The sequence below is a fragment of the Pseudomonas lurida genome, from assembly GCF_013522705.1.
Taxonomy (GTDB): domain Bacteria; phylum Pseudomonadota; class Gammaproteobacteria; order Pseudomonadales; family Pseudomonadaceae; genus Aquipseudomonas; species Aquipseudomonas quebecensis.
In genome coordinates, this window is sequence record NZ_JAAMRE010000003.1 from 120,289 (window position 1) to 135,224 (window position 14,936).

General features: G+C 61.4%; 11 protein-coding genes and 2 pseudogenes. 11 read left to right on the top strand and 2 right to left on the bottom strand.

The annotated features are described in order from the left end of the window. Window positions 1-130 precede the first annotated feature (130 nt). Window positions 131-895, top strand: a pseudogene (locus G7025_RS26975) (PAS domain-containing protein); the annotation flags it as partial. Window positions 896-1,006: 111 nt separating this feature from the next. Further along, window positions 1,007-1,444, top strand: a pseudogene (locus tag G7025_RS26980) (methyl-accepting chemotaxis protein); the annotation flags it as partial. A gap of 59 nt (window positions 1,445-1,503) precedes the next feature. Here the strand turns inward: G7025_RS26980 and G7025_RS03935 are convergent. After that, window positions 1,504-1,785 (bottom strand): hypothetical protein, encoded by a 282-nt coding sequence (locus G7025_RS03935; protein WP_181076738.1) that lies wholly within the window; start codon window positions 1,783-1,785, stop codon window positions 1,504-1,506. 225 nt (window positions 1,786-2,010) lie between these two features. Between G7025_RS03935 and G7025_RS03940 the strand changes: the two genes are divergently transcribed. Beyond that, window positions 2,011-4,128: a TonB-dependent receptor family protein gene (locus G7025_RS03940; RefSeq protein ID WP_181076739.1), complete on the top strand. Its 2,118-nt coding sequence runs from the start codon at window positions 2,011-2,013 to the stop codon at window positions 4,126-4,128. An 87-nt stretch (window positions 4,129-4,215) separates the two neighbouring features. Here G7025_RS03940 and G7025_RS03945 read toward each other — a convergent pair whose 3' ends face one another. Then, window positions 4,216-6,045 (bottom strand): sigma-54-dependent Fis family transcriptional regulator, encoded by a 1,830-nt coding sequence (locus G7025_RS03945; protein ID WP_181076740.1) that lies wholly within the window; start codon window positions 6,043-6,045, stop codon window positions 4,216-4,218. Between the two features lie 277 nt (window positions 6,046-6,322). Here G7025_RS03945 and G7025_RS03950 point away from each other — a divergent pair, with 277 nt between their 5' ends. The 8 genes from G7025_RS03950 (at window position 6,323) to G7025_RS03985 (ending at window position 14,933) form a co-directional block, all read left to right on the top strand. Then, complete coding sequence (locus G7025_RS03950; protein WP_181076741.1) at window positions 6,323-7,417, top strand: ABC transporter ATP-binding protein; 1,095 nt, start codon at window positions 6,323-6,325, stop codon at window positions 7,415-7,417. After that, complete coding sequence (locus G7025_RS03955; protein WP_181076742.1) at window positions 7,417-8,514, top strand: ABC transporter ATP-binding protein; 1,098 nt, start codon at window positions 7,417-7,419, stop codon at window positions 8,512-8,514. Before G7025_RS03950 ends, G7025_RS03955 begins: the two co-directional genes overlap by 1 nt. Next, window positions 8,511-9,377, top strand: a complete 867-nt coding sequence (locus G7025_RS03960; protein ID WP_034098582.1) for a carbohydrate ABC transporter permease — start codon at window positions 8,511-8,513, stop codon at window positions 9,375-9,377. Before G7025_RS03955 ends, G7025_RS03960 begins: the two co-directional genes overlap by 4 nt. Window positions 9,378-9,387: 10 nt before the next feature. After that, window positions 9,388-10,188: a carbohydrate ABC transporter permease gene (locus G7025_RS03965; RefSeq protein WP_181076743.1), complete on the top strand. Its 801-nt coding sequence runs from the start codon at window positions 9,388-9,390 to the stop codon at window positions 10,186-10,188. Between the two features lie 11 nt (window positions 10,189-10,199). Further along, window positions 10,200-10,472, top strand: coding sequence for a DUF2160 domain-containing protein (locus G7025_RS03970; protein ID WP_003232363.1), 273 nt, complete (start codon window positions 10,200-10,202; stop codon window positions 10,470-10,472). A 33-nt stretch (window positions 10,473-10,505) separates the two neighbouring features. Continuing rightward, the gene (locus G7025_RS03975; protein WP_181076744.1) at window positions 10,506-12,248 is read left to right on the top strand and encodes an ABC transporter substrate-binding protein; all 1,743 of its coding nucleotides are present in this window, start codon (window positions 10,506-10,508) and stop codon (window positions 12,246-12,248) included. A 349-nt stretch (window positions 12,249-12,597) separates the two neighbouring features. Then, window positions 12,598-13,977 (top strand): iron-containing redox enzyme family protein, encoded by a 1,380-nt coding sequence (locus tag G7025_RS03980; RefSeq protein WP_181076745.1) that lies wholly within the window; start codon window positions 12,598-12,600, stop codon window positions 13,975-13,977. A gap of 11 nt (window positions 13,978-13,988) precedes the next feature. Next, window positions 13,989-14,933, top strand: coding sequence for a methyltransferase (locus G7025_RS03985; protein ID WP_181076747.1), 945 nt, complete (start codon window positions 13,989-13,991; stop codon window positions 14,931-14,933). Window positions 14,934-14,936: the final 3 nt, after the last annotated feature.

The window sequence follows — 14,936 nt, forward strand, 5'->3', positions numbered from 1 at the left end:
GGCCCAGGACCGGGAAAAAGCGGCCTGGCGCGTCTTCAACCGGGAGCTATCATGACAGTTCGTCGACCTGTGTTTAAAGCATTGGGCGACTGAGCCGATGCAGTGATGAAAACCCTCAGTGGACGCCAACATGTTTAATCGACGCTTGAAGAAGGACCTTCTGGACCAGGACGATGAACTCTTCCTGCTACGTCAACTCGTCGCGCAGAGTGACCGAGGCATGATTTCCATACGCTTGGATGCCGACTTTCGCATCGCAGCCGTCAATGAGGGCTTTGCACGGGCCCTCGGCTATTCCCGCGAACAAGTCGAGGGGCGCTTGTTGAATGAGATAGTCCCTGCCTACGTCAAGGATCTACCCTGCTTTCGTAACTTCAACGCCGCGGTCGCGCGCTGTGAACCGGTCAACGATGATTACCGCTACCTGCGCAGCGATGGCAGCCTGGCCTGGTTCCACCTGACCTGGCTGCCCATTAAAGGGCGCGATGGCCAGCTGTCATATGTTCAGGCCTATGGTGCCGAAGTCACCCGCGCCATCGAAATCGGTAAGGAAAACGAAGCGTTCATCAACGCGCTGCTGCGCTCGACGGCGGTGATTCAGTTCAAGCTGGATGGCACCGTGGTCACTGCCAATAAACAATTTCTCGACGCCATGGGCTACACGCTCGAGCAGATCGTGGGCAAGAAGCACAGCATGTTCTGTACCCCGCAGGAGGCCGCGTCGCCCGCATACAGCCAATTCTGGCAGACGCTTAATCGCGGGGAATATGTCGCCAGTCGCTTCAAGCGCGTGGACAGCCGCGGGCATGAAGTGTGGCTCGAAGCTACCTATAACCCCGTGCACGATGCCGAAGGCAACCTGTGCAAAGTGGTCAAGTTTGCCAGTGTGGTGACCGACCAGGTCTTGAGGGAATCCGAGGTCAAGGAAGCCGCAGGAGTGGCCTATGAAGTGTCACAGCAGACCGATGTGACCGCCGAACGTGGGGCGGCGGTCGTGCAGAACACCGTGCAGACCATGCAGAACATCGCCGCGCAGATGCAGTCGGCGACCAGCAGCATCGAGGCGCTGGGCAAGCAATCGCTGCTGATCAGCGCCATCGTGCAAACCATCGGTGGCATCGCCGCGCAAACCAATCTGCTGGCGCTTAACGCGGCGATCGAGGCTGCGCGGGCGGGCGAGCAGGGGCGGGGGTTTGCGGTGGTCGCCGATGAGGTCCGGCAACTGGCCAGTCGTACCAGTGCCGCGACCGAAGAGATCGTCAGCGTGGTTCAGCAGAACCAGCGGCTGGCCGATGAAGCCATCGCCGAGATGTTCAGCAGCCGCGAACAGGCCGAGCAGGGCCTGACCCTGGCCAACCAGGCCGGTGCGGTGATTACCGAGATTCAGGGCGGCGCCAAGCAAGTGGTCAGTGCGGTGGGCCGTTTCGCTAACGAGCTGCAATAACCGCCAGCACCCTGCTGGCGGTGTTCTACAGCCGGGCCTGCGTGCCCGGCTGACGGTTTTCAGTCATCCAGGCTGAACGTCAGCCAATGCGCGCCTTCGGCTTCCCGATTGATCTCGACGATCACCCCTTTGATTTCCCGTCCGTTGGGCAGCGTCACCGTGACGTGATTGGCGTGCCCCGGCCATTGCAGCGGGCCGTCCACTTCCAGGCGGGCAATGGTCGGCGTACCTTGCTCCGTCAGTCTGATAGTCACCGATGGGTTGGGGCATTCCTCCGGTTCGGCGCCGAGATGGCGCGATGCCAGGAGTACATCGGCAGTACCTTCGTGTGTCAGCGACATGGGCGTTTCCTTTTCAATGCAACGCGATGAGTTAGGCAGTGGACCTCAACCAAGGCGTAGAGGTTTCGTCGGTGTTGTGGCCCCAAGCCTACGACGCCGTCCGATGTGAGCGTGGGAGGGTTCCGGTTGGTCACTTAGGCGTGACTTGCCGGGTGCCGCTGCCTTCCCAACACTGCCAGCGTGCTCGGCCACGCCGTTCACGCCCCCGAACTCCAAGGATTACCCATGCTGTCGCGTCAACCTGCGTTTCTTTTTGCTGCACTGACCCTGACTTCCTTTGCGCATGCCGATGCGCTGCAATTGGCGCCGGTCGAAGTCACCGGCGGTGAGCCCAGCGCTGGCGAAGTGGCCCGGGCGCAATTGCGCGACGTGCCTGGCGGCACTCATTACATTGACATGGACAGCGTGCAGCAGGGCCGGGTCAGCACCAACGAAGATGTGTTCAAGTACCAGGCCGGGGTGTATGCCAAGGCGGCCAACAACGAAGGGGTCAAGCTGTCTATACGCGGCTCGGGCCTCAATCGCGGCCCCGGCGCCCATGCCTCCGGCCTCTACGAAATGTTCGACGGCCTGCCACTGACCGGCCCCGGCGGCACACCTTACGAGCTCAAGGACCCGCTATGGCAAAGCCGGGTTGAAGTGCTGCGCGGCGCCAATGGCTTCGACCAGGGCGCGCTGGCGCTGGGCGGCGCGGTCAACTATGTGACCCGCACCGGCTACGACGCGCCCAAGCTGCAATTGCGCTATGAGCTGGGCAGTCGGGGCTATGGCCAGCGCGAGATCAGTTCCGGCCAGGTCTCGGGCGATGCCGATTACTACATCAGCCTCACCGATTCCGAGTCCGACGGCTATCAGCACCAGAGTGCCGGCTCGGGCAAGGGGGTTGCCGCCAACTTCGGCTACCGGTTCAACCCGGACCTGGAAACGCGTTTCTACCTGCGTTATCGCGAAACCACTAACGACACCCCCGGCAAACTCACGCGCAATCAGATCAGCCATGATCCCGAGGCAGCCAATACGCTCAATGTCGCTCGCGACTCCAAGCGCCTGCAACCCGGCTCCACCTGGCTGGCCAACAAGACCACCTTGCAGTTGGATGACAACAGTCGGCTCGAAGCAGGCCTGGCTTACCACGATTACCCGATGGACCTGCGCGAAGGCACCAATCGCCTGAAAGTGGCCTATACCGATATCAGCGGCACCCTCAATTACATCCGCCAGGACACGCTGTTCGGCCACGACAGCAAAACCACGGTCGGCCTGCGCACCACCCAGGCGATGCCCAACAACGGCACGTCGGAATACGTGCGTACGCCGGCCGGCAATACCGCCTCCTACGCGCCCGGCACCAAGACCCGCGACTACAGCTACCTGGGCTCCGACACCGTACTGCACGTAGGCAACGACCTGGAATTGATGCCGGACTTGTGGCTGACCACCGGTCTGGCGGCGATTTACACCCGTCGCGAAACTGAAGTGACCTACCCGGATACCGGCACGCCGGTCAGTCAGCACGATTGGGACTACGCGCCGCGCATCGGCCTGCGTTACGACTTCACACCGCAGTTGCAGGTGTACGGCAACCTGAGCCGCTCGGTCGAGCCGCCGCACGCATGGTCGATGATTTGGGGTTCCAATAAATATTTCCCCCAAGGCAGCGGCCCGGCCACTGGCCTGCAACGCGAAGGCGTAAAACTGAAAAACCAGACCGCCACCACCCTGGAAATCGGTGGGCGCGGCGAGCAGTGGTTTGGTGAATGGGACCTGGCGCTGTACCGCTCCCAAGTGCGCCACGAGTTGCTCAGTGTAGAGACGCAGGCGCAAACACCGACCAGCAATGCCGTGATCGCCGAATCCAACGCCAGCCCCACCGTGCACCAAGGGCTGGAACTGAACCTGCTCAGCCCGCTGTGGGACGGCGGCCGCAACGGCCGGCTCGCCCTGCGCCAGGCTTACACGTTCAGCGACTTTCACTACCGTGACGACGACCGTTTCGGCGACAACACGTTGCCGGGCATCCCCAGGCATTATTACCAGGCACAACTGCGTTACAGCCACCCGACAGGCTTTTACAGCAGCCTCAACACCGAGCGTTCGTCGCGGGTAGCGGTGGACTATGCCAATTCCTACTACGCCGCGTCATACACCATCCTGGGTGCAACCCTCGGCTACGACGCCCCCAAGGGCGACTGGCAGGCCTGGGTCGATCTGCGCAATCTGACCAATCGACGCTACGCCAACACCGTTACGCCGGGCTATGACGACAAAGGTTTGGATATGGCGCGCTCTACGCCGGCGCAGGGGCGCGGCGTCTACACAGGTGTGTCGTGGAGCTGGCGTTGAGCCACAGCAGTCTGATCCACATGCCCAGCGCGCATCACAAAAAGCGCGTGATCGTTCTGGGCAGCAAGCTTCCCTGCGCTTAAAGCGTCAGTGCTGGCGCAGACGTTTGTACAAGGTATTGCGGCTTACTCCCAGTTCCCGCGCCAAATGGGAAATGTTCCCGCCAGCGGCTTTCAGGCGTTGGTTCAGGTCGCCACTGTCTTCCAGCCCGTCATTGGCCGGCGGTGGCGCTGCCCGGCCCAAGTCGACAAAAAAGTCGTCCGGCAAATGCTCCGCGCGGATCGGCTGTTCTTCAGCCATCGCCAGCGCCACCTGCAGCACACTGCTGACCTGGCGCAGGTTACCTGGCCAGGGGTGTTGCTCGAACAGGGCCAGCACCTCGGCGCTCAAACCGGCCCATTGCGTCGGCTCGCGATGCCGTTGCCACAGTTGCTGGAACAGCGCCTGTTTGTCGTGACGTTCACGCAGCGGTGGCAGTTCCAGGGTCAGGCCACCGATGCGGTAGTACAAATCTTCACGAAAGCGCCCGACCTGTACCAGCTCGCGCAAGGCCCGGTTGGTGGCGGAGATGATGCGCAGATCCACCGGGAACACGTCGCTGCTGCCCACCGGTTGCACGCAGCGCTCCTGCAACACCCTCAACAGCCGCGCCTGAGTCGGCAGCGGCATGTCGCCGATTTCGTCGAGAAACAGTGTGCCTTTGTCGGCCTTGCGAATCAGGCCGATGCTGCCTTTCTGATTGGCGCCGGTGAACGCGCCTTTTTCGTAGCCGAACAGTTCCGATTCCACCAACTCGGCGGGAATGGCCGCACAGTTCACCGCGATAAACGCCTGGCGGCTGCGGGAACTGGCCTGGTGCAGGGCTTTGACGAATACTTCTTTACCCACGCCGGTTTCGCCGTGGATCAGCAGGGGAATGTCTTTTTCCAGCAGGCGCTCGGCCTGGCGCACGGCTTTTTCCACGCGTGGGTCGCCGAAATGCAGGGTATTAAGCCCGATTGACGCCGGTGGCGGGGGCGCGGGTGGTTCGCTGGTCTTGGGCTCGGTAAACACGCGAGCCTGCACCGGCTGCTGGAGGGGGCGTTTGAGCAGGCACTGGAAGCGGTTGCGCCCGGCCGCCTGCAACGAAAACGGCAAGCCTTCGGGCTGGTTGAGCAACTCCAGCAACGACACCTTGAACAGGCTGTCGATCATCACCCGCGACAAACTGATGCCCAGCAGGTTGTCGGCGCGACGGTTGGCCGACAGTACCTGGCCGCTTTCATCGAAAATCAGCAGCCCCGCCCATTGGCTGTCGAGGTTGCTCAATCCGGTGTTGAAGGTCAGCTGGAAGTGCTCGCCGCGAAACAGGTTGAGGATCAACCGGTTCTCCACGGTCTGGCTCATCATCTTGACCATGCCGAGGGTATGGGAGGGCGGCAGGTAGCTGTCGCTGGACACATCCAGCACGGCGATAATTTCGCGCTGGGCATCGAAGATCGGCGCCGCCGAGCCGGTCATGAAGCGGTTGGCCTTGAGGAAGTGCTCGTCATGCTCGATATGCACCGCCTGGGCACAGGCCAGCGCGGTGCCGATGGCGTTGGTACCGCTGGCGCGCTCCAGCCAGCTGGCGCCGGCGCTGAAACCACGGGCGAGCTTGGGTTCGATAAAACGCTGGGTGCCCCATGACGTCAGGACCTGGCCCTGGTTATCGGCCAGCATGATCAGGCAGTTGGAATTGCTGAGGATATTTTCGTAGTAGGGCAGTACTTCCTGGTGAGTGGTCTGCACCAGGGAGTGCTGGCTCTCCAGCAGTTGGCTGATGCCCTCGGCGGGCAACTGGTCAAAGCTGGGCGTACTTTGGTGGTCCAGGCCAAAGGCGCGGCAACGGCGCCAGGAGTCCTGGATGATGGTGTCGTGAGCCAAGGGTTCGGCCATGGGGTGACCTTCTTTTTATTGTTTTGGGGTCTTGCACGATCTACCTGACGCCACCGGGCCACCTTGGACCTGTGTGTTGAACAGTCAGTCGGGTTCAAAGAGTGTTGTTCAGAACTGTTCACTGTCAACCCCCAAGCTGTTCACTTGTTCAGCCAAATTGTTCACTCCTGAACATCACCTTGAGGCCATTTGCTTGTGAATCAAGCACCTGCATTTTTGGCACGAAACTCGCTCTGACGAATGGCCAGATTCATTCCAATAATAAAAAGGTCGTGTCATGTCATTGACCCTGGAACATGTCTCCCGCGTTGTAGAAGGCCAGACTTGGATCGACGACGCCAACCTGCGTTTCGAGCCGGGTTCGTTCAACGTTCTGCTTGGCCGGACGCTGTCCGGCAAGACCAGCCTGATGCGCCTGATGGCCGGCCTGGACAAGCCCGACAGCGGCCGCATCCTGATGAACGGCGCGGACGTCACCCATAAACCGGTGCGCCTGCGCAACGTGTCGATGGTCTATCAGCAGTTCATCAACTACCCGACCATGACCGTGTTCGAGAACATCGCCTCGCCCTTGCGCCAGGCCGGCGTGAGCGACGAGCTGATCCAAAGCAAGGTGCTGGAAACCGCCCGGATGCTGCGCATCGAGAAATTCCTGCAACGGCACCCGCTGGAGTTGTCCGGTGGGCAACAACAGCGCACCGCCATGGCGCGCGCCTTGGTAAAGGACGCCGAGCTGATCCTGTTCGATGAGCCGCTGGTGAACCTGGACTACAAACTGCGCGAAGAGCTGCGTCAGGAAATGCGCGAGCTGTTCGCCGCGCGTCACACCATCGCCATCTACGCCACCACCGAGCCTAATGAAGCGCTGGCGCTGGGTGGCACCACCACCATCCTTCATGAAGGCCGGGTGATCCAGAGCGGCAAGGCCGCCGAGGTGTATCACCAGCCGCAAACGGTGCTGGCCGCCGAGCTGTTTTCCGAACCGCCGATCAACTTGATGCCCGGGCGGATCAGCGGCAACGAAGTCAGCTTCGCCAACTTTGTGCACTTCCCGCTGAATGTCGACCTGCGCCCCATTGGTGAGGGCGAGTTCCGCTTCGGTGTGCGCCCCAGCCACATCAGCCTGGTGCCGAGCAACGACGACGACCTGGAGTTGGCCGTGACCGTGGAGGTGGCTGAGATCAGCGGCTCGGAGACCTTCCTGCATGTGCGCAGCGAGCACTTTCTGCTGGTGCTGCACTTGCCGGGAGTGCACGAGTACGACGTCGACGCGCCGATCCGCGTGTATATCCCCACCCATAAACTGTTTGTGTTCGATGGCCAGGGCCGTTTGGTCCAGGCCCCCGGGCGCCGTGTTGCGAGGGTTGCCTGATGGCCGAGATCCATTTGCAGAACCTGGCGCACAGCTACAGCCCTACGCCCAAAGGGCCTGAAGACTACGCGATCCGGGAAATGAACCATGTGTGGGAGCAGGGCGGCGCCTACGCGTTGCTCGGCCCATCGGGCTGCGGCAAGTCGACCCTGCTCAATATCATCTCCGGGTTGCTCAGCCCGTCCGAAGGCCAGGTGCTGTTCGACACCCAAGTGGTCAACGACCTGACTCCGGAGAAACGCAACATTGCCCAGGTGTTCCAGTTCCCGGTGGTCTACGACACCATGACGGTATTCGACAACCTGGCCTTCCCGTTGCGCAACCAGGGCATGGCCGAGGCGAAAATTCATAGCAAAGTGCAGGAAATTGCTGAAGTCCTCGACCTGCAAAACCTGCTGAACAAAAAAGCCCGCAACCTCACCGCCGACGAAAAGCAGAAAGTCTCCATGGGCCGTGGCCTGGTGCGTGACGACGTGTCGGCGATCCTGTTCGACGAACCGCTGACGGTGATCGACCCGCACCTGAAGTGGAAACTGCGGCGCAAGCTCAAGCAGATCCACGAGCAGTTCAATATCACCATGGTCTACGTCACCCACGACCAGTTGGAAGCGTCGACCTTCGCCGACAAGATCGCGGTGATGTACGGCGGGCAGATCGTGCAGTTCGGCACACCACGTGAGTTATTCGAACGGCCCAGCCACACCTTTGTCGGCTATTTCATCGGCAGCCCTGGGATGAATCTGATTGAGGTGCAGGCCGAGGCGGGCGGTGTACGCTTTGCCGGCACGCACCTGCCGCTGTCCGGCGCATTGCAGCAACGCATTGCCGAGTCGAACTGCCAAAAGCTCCAGGTAGGTATTCGTCCGGAATTTATCCATGTATGGGACGAGTACAACCCTGACGCCCTGCAAGCCGATATCACTCATCTGGAAGACCTCGGCACCTACAAGATCATGACCCTCAACCTCGACGGTGCGACGCTTAAGGTGCGCCTGGCCGAAGACAAACCGGTGCCGCAACGCCAGGCGTCCATCAGTTTTCCCGCGCAATGGCTGATGCTCTATGCCGACGATTACCTGCTGGAGGTGCAGCCATGAACAAGGTGCAGAACAACAAAGCCTGGTGGCTGGTACTGCCGGTGTTCCTGCTGGTAGCGTTCAGTGCGGTGATCCCGATGATGACCGTGGTCAACTACTCGGTGCAGGACATTTTCGACCAGTCCAGCCGCTACTTCGTCGGCGCCGACTGGTACAAGCAAGTACTGCTCGACCCGCGCCTGCACGACTCGCTGCTGCGCCAGTTCATCTATTCGGCCTGCGTGCTGCTAATCGAAATCCCCCTGGGCATCGCCATCGCCCTGACCATGCCGACCAAGGGCCGGTGGTCGTCGCTGGTGTTGATTATTCTGGCGATCCCGTTGCTGATTCCCTGGAACGTAGTGGGCACCATCTGGCAGATCTTCGGCCGCGCCGACATCGGCCTGCTGGGCTCGACCCTCAACGCCCTGGGCATCAACTACAACTACGCGGCCAACACCATGGACGCCTGGGTCACGGTGCTGGTGATGGACGTATGGCACTGGACCTCATTGGTGGCGCTGCTGTGTTATTCCGGCCTACGGGCGATTCCGGATGTGTACTACCAGGCCGCACGTATCGATCGGGCCTCAGCCTGGGCGGTTTTCCGGCATATCCAGTTGCCCAAGATGAAGAGCGTGCTGCTGATCGCGGTAATGCTGCGCTTTATGGACAGCTTCATGATCTACACCGAACCCTTCGTACTGACCGGCGGCGGGCCAGGTAACGCCACCACGTTTCTGAGTCAGACCTTGACCCAGATGGCCGTAGGTCAATTCGACCTCGGCCCGGCGGCGGCGTTTTCCCTGGTGTACTTCCTGATCATCCTGTTGGTGTCCTGGCTGTTCTACACCGCCATGACCCACTCCGACGCCAACCGCTGAGGCCGCCAACATGAGCAAACGCAAGCTGATTCCGCTGCTGGTGTACATCCTGTTCCTGCTGGTGCCGATCTACTGGCTGCTGAATATGTCCTTCAAGAGCAACACCGAAATCCTCGGTGGGCTGACCCTGTTTCCGCAGGATTTCACCCTGGCTAACTACAAGGTGATCTTCACCGATCCGAGCTGGTACACCGGTTACCTCAACTCGCTGTACTACGTGAGCCTGAACACAGTGATTTCCCTGAGCGTGGCGTTGCCGGCAGCCTATGCCTTCTCGCGCTATCGCTTCTTGGGCGACAAGCACCTGTTCTTCTGGCTGCTGACCAACCGCATGGCGCCGCCGGCGGTATTTCTGTTGCCGTTTTTCCAGCTGTATTCGTCCATCGGCCTGTTCGATACGCACATCGCCGTGGCGCTGGCCCATTGCCTGTTCAACGTGCCGTTAGCGGTGTGGATTCTGGAAGGTTTTATGTCCGGCGTGCCCAAGGAAATCGACGAAACCGCCTACATCGACGGCTACTCGTTTCCTAAGTTCTTCGTGAAAATCTTTGTTCCGCTGATCGGCTCCGGCATCGGGGTGACGGCATTTTTCTGCTTTATGTTTTCCTGGGTCGAGCTGCTGCTGGCGCGCACCCTCACGTCGGTCAATGCCAAGCCCATTGCGGCGGTGATGACCCGCACCGTTTCGGCCTCCGGTATCGACTGGGGCGTGCTGGCAGCGGCGGGGGTGCTGACTATCCTGCCGGGCATGCTGGTGATCTGGTTTGTTCGTAACCACGTGGCCAAGGGCTTTGCCCTGGGCCGGGTCTAGAGGATTCGATGATGGAATGGATGGCCTGGACCACCCCCACCGCGCTGTTCTTCGGCGGCATCGCCCTGATTCTGGCGGGCATGACCACTTGGGAGCTGCGCTCGCCGAGCATCCCTCGGCGCGGTTTTTTGCCGATCAGCACCACCCGTGGTGATCGCTTGTTTATCGGTCTTCTCGGCAGCGCCTACCTGCATTTGCTGGTGATCGGCGTTACCGACTGGAGCATCTGGGTAGCGTCCGCGCTGTCCCTGGTATGGCTGTTGAGTGTGATGCGCTGGGGCTGATGCCCTTATGAAATAAACAACCAGGAGGTCTCTATGTTGAATAAGAACAATAAGCTGCGACATAGCATTTCATTGGCCGCCGTACTGGCCCTGAGCGGTTTGAGCGCGTCGGCCTGGGCCGATGCCTACGAAGATGCCGCGAAAAAATGGATCGGCAGCGAGTTCAAACCGTCCACCCTCACCGAAGCCCAGCAGCTCGAAGAGTTGAAGTGGTTTATCAAGGCCGCAGAGCCGTTCCGTGGGATGAAGATCAACGTGGTGTCGGAAACCCTCACCACCCATGAGTACGAATCCAAGGTGCTGGCCAAGGCCTTCAGTGAGATTACCGGCATCAAGCTGACCCACGACCTGCTGCAGGAAGGCGACGTGGTGGAAAAACTGCAGACCCAGATGCAGTCCGACAAGAACATCTACGACGGCTGGGTTAACGATTCCGACTTGATCGGTACCCACGTTCGCTACGGCAAGACCGAGTCGATCACCGACCTGATGGCCAACGAAGGCAAGGACTTCACCTCGCCGACCCTGGACCTCAAGGACTTTATCGGCCTGTCGTTCACCACCGGCCCGTACGGCAAGCTCTACCAATTGCCCGACCAGCAGTTCGCCAACCTCTACTGGTTCCGTGCCGACTGGTTCGAGCGTCCGGAGCTGAAAGCCAAGTTCAAGGAAAAGTACGGCTATGAACTCGGTGTGCCGGTGAACTGGTCGGCCTACGAAGACATCGCCAAATTCTTCAGCGAAGACGTCAAGGAAATCGACGGCAAGCGCATCTATGGGCACATGGACTACGGCAAGAAAGACCCGTCCCTGGGGTGGCGTTTCACCGACGCCTGGTTCTCCATGGCCGGCGGCGGCGACAAAGGCCTGCCAAACGGCTTGCCGGTGGACGAGTGGGGCATTCGCGTGGAGGACTGCCACCCGGTGGGTTCCAGTGTCACCCGTGGCGGCGACACCAACGGCCCGGCGGCGGTATTCGCCACCCAGAAATACGTGGACTGGATGAAAGCCTACGCGCCGCCGGAAGCGGCGGGCATGACCTTCTCCGAATCCGGCCCGGTGCCGTCCCAGGGCAATATCGCCCAGCAGATCTTCTGGTACACCGCGTTTACCGCCGACATGACCAAACCGGGCCTGCCGGTGGTAAATGCCGATGGCACGCCGAAATGGCGCATGGCGCCGTCGCCGGTAGGGCCTTACTGGGAAAAGGGCATGAAAAAGGGCTATCAGGACGTAGGTTCCTGGACGTTCCTCAAGTCCACTCCCGAGAAGCAGAAACTGGCGGCCTGGCTCTATGCGCAGTTCGTCACCTCGAAAACCGTGTCACTGAAAAAAACCATCGTCGGCCTGACGCCGATTCGCGAGTCCGACATCAACTCCCAGGCCATGACCGACATGGCGCCGAAACTGGGCGGCCTGGTGGAGTTCTACCGCAGCCCGGCCCGCGTGGAGTGGACCCCGACCGGTACCAACGTGCCGGACTACCCACGCCTGGCGCAGCTGTGGTGGAGCAATATCGCCGCCGCCGCCAGCGGCGAGAAAACCCCGCAGCAGGCGTTGGACAACCTGGCCAAGGAACAGGACGCGATCATGACGCGCCTGGAACGTTCCAAGGTGCAACCGGTGTGCGGCCCGAAAATGAACCCCGAGCGCGACGCGCAATACTGGTTCGACCAGCCGGGCGCACCCAAGCCGAAACTGGCCAACGAAAAGCCCAAGGGCGAAACCGTCGGCTACAACGACCTGCTTAAACAATGGGAGGCGGCGCGCAAGTAAGCGCCCTTTGTAGTGAGCGGGCTTGCCCCACGCTGGGCTGCGTATCAGCCCTTCTTAAGGCACCTCGGTGTGTCAGATGGAACACATCGCCTGAAAAGGGGCTGCTTCGCAGCCCAGCGCGGGACAAGCCCGCTCGCCACAGAAAGCCCATCCACCCCATAAGCCCTGCCAAGCCATGCAGGCCCACTGCGCGCCAAATCAATCGACCGCTGGTCCAGCCCATCTGAACCCAATTTGAATTTTCTGCACACTCCGACGCTCTGCATTCTAGACACGCGTATTTCAGCGCGCTCACGGGGCCGCCTTGTCGGCAGGCCTGGTTGTTTAGGACTTTGCGGACACTGCCATCATGACGTTCCTCACTGCGCTCTCAGGCCAGCCGGCCTCGATGCTTCTTTCGGCTCACGGTCGTTATCAACACCTGTATCAGCAGTTGTACAGCGAAGTCGAGGGCGCCGAAGAGGTCGCGCGCGACTTCGTGCAGGCGCAATTGACCCTGGCGCGCGAGCTGCCCGGCGATCTGCCCGAAGTGCCTGAACATCTTACGGCGTGGGTGGAGCAGCGCTGCGCCGAAGTCGCCCAGGCCTACGCCGAGTACCTGGAACAACGCCAGCAAGGTCGGCCCCGGCGCTTTTTCCAGAACAAGGCCCATGCCTTGTATTGCCTGCAGCGCGTAGCACCGACCAAACAGGTCGACGGCGCCTGGTTGTACGGGCTGCTGGCCCACTGGCACGACCCGCGTTTCGACGGCCTGCTCACCACCTACCTGGAAGAGTTGGGCGACGGTCAGGCCGCGCAAAATCATGTGGTGATCTACCGCAAGCTGCTCAGCGATCACGACGCCGCCAGCGAAGCCGGCCTGGACGACGACCATTACCTGCAAGGCGCTCTGCAAATGGCGCTGGGCCTGTGCGGCGAGGACTTCCTGCCGGAAATCATCGGCTACAACCTTGGCTACGAACAGTTGCCCCTGCACCTGCTCATCACCTCGTACGAGCTGAGCGAGCTGGGCATCGACCCTTATTACTTCACCCTGCATGTAACCATCGACAATGCCAGCACCGGCCACGCCTGCAAGGCGGCGCAATCGGTGATCGATCTATTGCCGCTGGGCGAGGGCAGGGCGGACTTTTACCGACGTGTCGCCGAGGGCTATCGCCTCAATGACCTGGGCCCGGGCACCAACGCCGTCATCGACAGCTTCAACCTGCATGACGAAGTGGTGGCCATGCTGGAGCGCAAGCGCACGTTCGGCCAGCACATGCACTCGGATTACTGCCGCTTCGAAGGCAAGACCGTCAACCAGTGGCTGGCCAAGCCCGGGCAGATCGGCGCATTTCTCCAGGCTCTGGAAGACAAGGGCTGGATCAAACGCAATCAGGACCCAACCGAGAGCCGTTTCTGGCAACTGATCGAAGGCGCCGGCGCGGCGATGTTCGGCGTGTTCAGCGGTTATGAAAAGCAGGTGCTGCACGACTGGATCGCCGGTGACTGGATCAGCGCCGAGCGTGTCCCGGCGGTGCGGCCTGGACGCGGCAGACCCTTGGCCCGCGACTCGCACCGTCCAACGGACCCGGACACTCAGTCCCTGGTCGAATCGCTGAGCAACCTGACCGATGAACAGCAGCTCACGGCGCTGATTCCCTGGCTGTCGGCCCGCCGCCATTGCACCCCTGCGGGGCTGTATGCCACGCGGCGCTTTATCCAACTGCGTGCGCGCCTGCGCTAAGGAACCCGCTTATGTCCGCACAACAACTCGCCGACCGCGCCTTGCTGGACTTGGGCCGAGGGTTGAAACACGACGGCTATCACTTCACCACCCCCACGCCGCTGACCCATGACCGCGTCTATCGTCGCCTCGCGACCCCGCTGGCGATGAACCTGCGCGACGTGTTCGGCTGGTCGATGCCGTTCGACCGTGACCTGTTGCCTGACAGCGTGCGCGAAGCGTTGCAGCATGCCGACGTGGTCGAAGAGCACGATTCGCTGTGGCGCAGTACGGTGCGCTGGTCGAGCCTGGATGATCTGTTGATCGCCCATTCGGCGTACCCCACCACCCAATCGGACGCGGTGTTTTTCGGGCCTGACAGCTACCGCTTCGCGCAACTGATCGAGGCCCACCTGCAACAGCGTTTCGAGCCGATCAAACGCGCGGTGGACATAGGTTGCGGCGCCGGCGTCGGCGCGCTGGTGATCGCCCGGGCGCGCCACGACGCCGAAGTGCTCGCGGTGGACATCAACCCCCGCGCCCTGCGCCTGACTGCCGTGAACGCGGAGCTGGCCGGCCTGGGCAACGTCAGCGCCTATCACAGTAATGTGCTGGACAGCGTCGAAGGCGAATTCGACCTGATTGTCGCCAACCCGCCCTATATGAACGACGACCGCCAGCGCGCCTACCGGCACGGCGGCGGTGCCCTGGGCGAGCAACTGTCGGTGCGGATTGTCAGCGAGGCCCTCGGTCGCCTGGCCGTGGGCGGCACCCTGGTGCTGTACACCGGTGCGGCGATTGTCGCCGGTGAGGACCCCTTCCTCGCCGCAGTCAAGCCGTTGCTCGGTAGCGATGCCTACGGCTGGACCTACCGCGAACTGGACCCGGACGTGTTCGGCGAGGAGTTGGAAAAACCGGGTTACGAGCGCGTGGAGCGGATTGCCGTGGTCGCATTGGCGGTTACGCGACTGCGCTGATGG